Annotated in this window: 8 protein-coding genes; 4 read left to right on the top strand and 4 right to left on the bottom strand. The window is 75.0% G+C overall.

Going from position 1 to position 5,113, the window contains the following annotated elements:
* From DZG00_RS12020 to DZG00_RS12005, 4 genes are all read right to left on the bottom strand, one after another.
* Nucleotides 1-181, bottom strand: a 181-nt coding sequence (locus DZG00_RS12020; RefSeq protein WP_199689814.1) for a hypothetical protein, incomplete at its 3' end; no start/stop codon positions are given.
* Nucleotides 181-735 (bottom strand): orotate phosphoribosyltransferase, encoded by a 555-nt coding sequence (pyrE, locus tag DZG00_RS12015; protein ID WP_119382644.1) that lies wholly within the window; start codon nucleotides 733-735, stop codon nucleotides 181-183. The genes pyrE and DZG00_RS12020, both read right to left, overlap by 1 nt.
* A 66-nt stretch (nucleotides 736-801) precedes the next feature.
* Complete coding sequence (locus tag DZG00_RS12010; RefSeq protein ID WP_233549129.1) at nucleotides 802-1,737, bottom strand: NAD(P)-dependent oxidoreductase; 936 nt, start codon at nucleotides 1,735-1,737, stop codon at nucleotides 802-804.
* Nucleotides 1,738-1,860: 123 nt separating this feature from the next.
* Nucleotides 1,861-2,322 carry an Asp23/Gls24 family envelope stress response protein gene (locus tag DZG00_RS12005; RefSeq protein WP_119382645.1) on the bottom strand — a complete coding sequence of 154 codons (462 nt, stop codon included), beginning with the start codon at nucleotides 2,320-2,322 and terminating at the stop codon, nucleotides 1,861-1,863.
* 133 nt (nucleotides 2,323-2,455) lie between these two features.
* Here DZG00_RS12005 and DZG00_RS12000 point away from each other — a divergent pair, with 133 nt between their 5' ends.
* From DZG00_RS12000 to DZG00_RS11985, 4 genes are read left to right on the top strand one after another with little or no spacing between them, the layout of a single operon-like run.
* Nucleotides 2,456-3,010 (top strand): RNA polymerase sigma factor, encoded by a 555-nt coding sequence (locus DZG00_RS12000; protein WP_119382646.1) that lies wholly within the window; start codon nucleotides 2,456-2,458, stop codon nucleotides 3,008-3,010.
* Nucleotides 3,007-3,630, top strand: coding sequence for an Asp23/Gls24 family envelope stress response protein (locus tag DZG00_RS11995; RefSeq protein WP_119382647.1), 624 nt, complete (start codon nucleotides 3,007-3,009; stop codon nucleotides 3,628-3,630). Before DZG00_RS12000 ends, DZG00_RS11995 begins: the two co-directional genes overlap by 4 nt.
* Nucleotides 3,614-4,012: a hypothetical protein gene (locus DZG00_RS11990; RefSeq protein ID WP_119382648.1), complete on the top strand. Its 399-nt coding sequence runs from the start codon at nucleotides 3,614-3,616 to the stop codon at nucleotides 4,010-4,012. The genes DZG00_RS11995 and DZG00_RS11990 overlap by 17 nt, the downstream gene beginning before the upstream one ends.
* A 46-nt stretch (nucleotides 4,013-4,058) precedes the next feature.
* Nucleotides 4,059-4,895: an exodeoxyribonuclease III gene (locus DZG00_RS11985; protein ID WP_119455659.1), complete on the top strand. Its 837-nt coding sequence runs from the start codon at nucleotides 4,059-4,061 to the stop codon at nucleotides 4,893-4,895.
* Nucleotides 4,896-5,113: the final 218 nt, after the last annotated feature.

Below are 5,113 nucleotides of genomic sequence, written 5' to 3'. Positions count from 1 at the left end.
AGTCGCCCTGCGCCTCGCGCTCGGCGGGCACCGGCTCACGGCCGGCGGACCGGCCCCAGCCGATCGGCGCGAGCGGCTGCGCGGGGCGCTCGCGGTCGGCGTCGGTCGCGGGACGGACCGCGAACGGGTCGTCGTCGTCGCGACCGGATCCGGATCCGCCGCCGGGCACCTGCCCGCTCACTACGCGAGCCCCAGGTCCTCGAGGCCGATCGCGTACAGGTAGCGGTGCCCCGCGGCCTCGATCACCTCGCGCGCGTCGGTCGAGCGGTCGACGACCACGGCGACCGCGGCGATCTCCGCGCCCACCTTCTCGAGCGCCTCGATGGCCTTCAGCGGGGATCCGCCGGTGGTGGAGGTGTCCTCGACGACGATGACGCGCTTGCCCTGGAGGTCCGGGCCCTCGACCTGGCGGCCGCGGCCGTGGTCCTTGGGCTCCTTGCGGACGACGAACGCGTCGTAGCCGCGCCCGACGGCGGCGCCCTGGTGCAGGATCGCGGCGGCGATGGGATCCGCGCCCATGGTGAGGCCGCCGACCGCGGCGACGTCGGGGACGTCCGCGATGAGGTCGAGCATGACCTGGCCGATGAGCGGCGCGACGCGGTGGTCGAGGCTCACGCGACGGAGGTCGACGTAGTAGCTGGCCTTCTTGCCGCTCGTCAGCGTGAAGTCGCCGTGGAAGACGGCGTCCTCCTTGATGTGGGCGATGAGCTGCTGGCGGGCGTCGGTGGTCGTCACGCAGCCGATCCTACGGGCGGGGGACCGCCCCGGCCGGTGCGACGGGCGGGTGGGACGCCGACCGGATCAGCCCTCGGACGAGGTCGGCAGGCCGAAGACGGTGCCGACCGCGGCCACGTCGTCGCCGCCGTGGCCGGCAGCGGACGCCTCCGCGTACGTCTCGCGGAGCGCCTCGAGCATGGCCGTGTCGAAGTCGTGCGCGTCGGCGCCGTCGAGCGCGGCGAGCATCAGCGTCACGTCCTTGAGCAGACCGTCGAGCGCGAACGAGGGCGCCAGCTCGCCGGCCAGCATCGCGCCGCCCTTGAGGTGCGCGTACGGGGTGTCGGCCGCGCCGCCCGCGATCGCGTCGAGGAAGAGGCGCGGCTCGACGCCGAGCAGTCGGGCGAGGCCGAGCGACTGGCCGGTCGCCGCGGTGATGGAGGCGATCCAGGCGTTGCACGCGAGCTTCAGGGCGGATCCGGGACCCGCGTCGGTTCCGGCGACCACGGTGCGCGAGCCGGTCGCCTCGAGGACGGGGCGCGCGACGGCGAGGTCGGCCTCGGATCCGGAGACGAGGTGCACGAGGAGGCCCTGCTCGGCGGGGCTGCGCGTGCCGAGGACGGGCGCGTCCACGAAGCGGATGCCGTGCTCGGCGGCGAGCGCCGCGATCTCGCGGGTGCCCTCGACGCCGACGGTGGAGGACTGGAGGACGACGGCGTCCGGCCGCAGCGCGGGAGCGACCTCGGCGAGGACCTCGAGCACGGCGTCCTGGTCGAACAGCATCACGACGACCACGTCGGCGTCGCGCACGGCGTCCGCTGCGCTGTCGGCGACGGTGGCGCCGGCGTCGGCGAGGGGCTGGGCCTTCCCGGCGCTGCGGTTCCAGACGGTGAGCGGCAGGCCGGCGCGGAGGATCGAGCGGCTCATGCCCGCTCCCATGACACCGGTGCCGAGCAGCGCCACGCGGGGCGGCCCGTCGGCGGCGGGGACGGAGGCGGGCACGGCGGCGGTGGCGTCTGTCATCCCCCGACGGTACGCCCGGCGGATGGGAGCCCGGCGGACGCGGCGTGCCGCGGACGCCGCCTGAGCGCGACGACGGGCCGCCCGTCGCGAGGACGGGGGCCCGTCGGGGAGTGCGGGAGCAGGTCAGACGGCGGGGGCCTCGACGGCGTCGTCGTCGGATCCCTCGCCGGGCATCACGATGTCGGCGACCGTGACGTCCACGCGCGTCACGGCACGGCCGACGAGCTCGGTCACGGCGTCGGAGATGGCGGCGCGGACGTCGGCGGCGACGTCCTGGAGCGGCACGCCGTACTCGGCCACGAGGGTCACCTGGAAGGAGACGCCGGTCTCCTGGGCGTCGACGGCGATCCCCTGCGTGAGGTCGGTCTGGCCGATGCGGTCGCGGAGCTGGCCGATGACGCGGGCTGCGCCGCCGCCCAGCGCGTGCACGCCCGGGATGTCGCGGACTGCGAGGCCGGCGACCTTGGCGATGACGCCGTCGGTGACCGTGGTGTCGCCCTCGGCGAGGACGCTCCCCGTGATCCCGGCGCTCGCGGGCGCGACGCGGGTGACGTCGGCGGGGGTGGGGGTGCTGGTGTCGCTCATGCGGTTCCTCCTCGTGGATGCCCGGCGGTCCGGGCGATGCTGTGGTACTCATTGATCTGACGCTCGGACGCCGCGGTTCGTCACGGATCGCTCGCGGATCCCCCTCGTCTCCCAGCGCACACGGAGGTACGGCATGGCCCTCTCCTCCTCGTTGCAGGACGCGGGCGACGGGATCCTCGCCGAGCGCGCGGCCGACGGCGACGCCCGGGCCTTCGAGGTGCTGGTCCGCCGGCACGCCCCGTACATGCGCGCGTTCGCGATCCGGCTCACCGGATCCCGCGCCGACGCCGACGACGCCGTGCAGGAGGCGCTCATCACCGCCTGGGACCGCCTGCCCACGCTCGAGAAGCCCGACCGCGTGAAGAGCTGGCTGCTGCAGATCGTGAGTCGGAAGTCCATCGACCGGATCCGCGCCCGCCGCCCCGTCGACGACATCGACGACCACGAGATCGCCGACCGGCTCACGTCCCCCGAGCGCGATGCCGAGACGTCCTCGCAGATGCGCGCGCTGGCCCGCGTGCTGGACGCGCTGCCCCGCGAGCAGCGCGAGGTGTGGATGCTGCGCGAGGTGGGAGGCTTCTCCTACGAGGAGATCGCCGAGAGGCTGGGCGCGACGCCCTCGACCATCCGCGGCCGGCTCTCCCGGGCGCGCACCACCGTGATGACGAGCATGGAGGCCTGGCGATGAGCGGCATCGGACCGGATGGCGGACGCGCGCTCGACGCCGACGGCGAGCCCCTCGACATGGCCGCCCTCGCCGACTACCTCGACCGCGGGCGCACCCCGCGCATCGCGGCGTACGAGGACGACCCCGAGACCCGCAACGCCCTCCGCGCCCTCGAGCGCGTGCGCGACGTCGGCCGCGAGCTCGTGCAGCTCGAGGCGGAGGAGGCCGACGCCCCGGACGAGGACTTCTTCCGCGGCGTGCTCGCCCACATCAGCCGCGAGTCGCGCGCCGGCCGCGACATCCCGCTCTCCCATCCGGATCCGGGGGTGAGCCTCGCGCTCACGGAGGGCGCCGTGCGCACCCTCGTGCGGCAGGCGGGCGACGAGGTGCCGGGCGTCCTCATCGGCCGGTGCACGCTCGACGGCGACGTCACGCGCGCCGGCGAGCCCGTGCGGGTGGCGCTCACCATGAGCGTCGTGTGGGGGGATCCGCTGCCCGAGCTCGCGCAGCGCGTGCGGGAGCGGGTCCACGCGGCCCTGCTCCGGCACACCGAGCTGCGCGTCGAGGGCATCGACGTGACCGTGGTGGACGTGCAGGCGCGTCCCGTGCAGGAGGAGGCCGGAGATGACCCTCGACGATGACGCGCCGGCCGGCGTGCCCGCGCCCGTCCCCGTGCCGCTGCCCGACCCTGCCGACCTGTCCCGCGACCTGACCGCGGTCCTCCGCGGCGTCCCGGGCGTGGCCGACGTCTACGCGCCGCGCTCGCCGATCCTGCTGGCCGCCCAGCAAGTGGTCGAGGGCGTCGTGGCCGGATCCTCCACCGCCGTCGAGCAGCTCGTCACCGTGGAGACCGGCGAGGGCACCGTGCTCGTCGAGGCGTCCATCGCGGTGGACGCGTCGAGCCGCGCGAGCGACACCGCGCGCGCAGCGGTCGACGCGATCCGCGCGAGCCTGGCCGAGTCGGTCGGCGCAGAGGCCGCCGCGCTCGCGGCCGTCACGGTGCGCGTCGGCAGCATCGGCTGATCCGACCGCGACCGGCCGCGCTGCCCGCTCCCGGTACCGTGGACGCATGCGCGTCGCCACCTGGAACGTCAACTCCATCCGCACCCGCGTGGGCCGCGTCGTCGACTGGCTCGTGCGCGAGGACGTCGACGTGCTGGCGATGCAGGAGATCAAGTGCAAGCCGGAGCAGTTCCCGATGCAGGCGTTCGAGGAAGCCGGCTACGAGGTCGCCGTGCACGGCCTCAGCCAGTGGAACGGCGTCGCGATCGCGAGCCGCCTGCCGCTCGAGGACGTCGTCACGACGTTCGAGGGGATGCCCCGGTTCGGCAAGCCCGACGCCTCCGGGCAGTCGCCGCTCGAGGCCCGCGCGATGGGCGCGACCGTCGCGGGCGTCCGCCTCTGGAGCCTCTACGTGCCCAACGGCCGATCCCTCGACGACCCGCACTACTCCTACAAGCTCGAGTGGCTCGGTGCGCTCGCGGCCGACACGCGCGCCTGGCTCGCCGCGGATCCGGAGACGCCGCTCGCGCTCATGGGCGACTGGAACGTGGCGCCGCTCGACACCGACGTCTGGGATCCCGCGCTCTTCGAGGGCAAGACGCACACGTCCGAGCCCGAGCGCGCCGCCTTCGCCGCGTTCCTCGAGGCCGGGCTCGCCGACGTCGTGCGGCCGTCGATCCCCGAGGGGTACACGTACTGGGACTACCAGCAGCTGCGGTTCCCCAGGAACGAGGGCATGCGGATCGACTTCATCCTCGGGAACGACCGGTTCGCCGAGCTCGTGGACGCGCCGCGGATCCACCGCGACGAGCGCAAGGGCGACGGCCCGAGCGACCACGTGCCGGTGGCGGTCGACCTCGACGTGGAGACCGAGCTCGACGACGACCGGCCCATGATCTTCTGATCCGCCCGTGACCGTCGCGGGCGTGGCCGCTCGCGCCCTCGCTCCCGCGACCGATTCCGGCGCTGCGGGACGCGCCCCGTAGTCTCGTGCCGTGACCCCCGACGACGACGCGACCCCGGAACGCGGCCGCCGCGCCGCCCGCGGGCGCCGCTCCGCCGCCCCGCCGCCCCGCCGTCGGCGCCTGCCGGAGGTCCCGCGGATCGCCCTGCCGACGCTCC

Origin of the sequence: Clavibacter lycopersici (assembly GCF_003576405.1) — a bacterium.
GTDB classification, from domain to species: domain Bacteria; phylum Actinomycetota; class Actinomycetes; order Actinomycetales; family Microbacteriaceae; genus Clavibacter; species Clavibacter lycopersici.
Note: the sequence above shows the minus strand (reverse complement) of the source record. Positions and strands in the feature narration are given on the sequence as shown.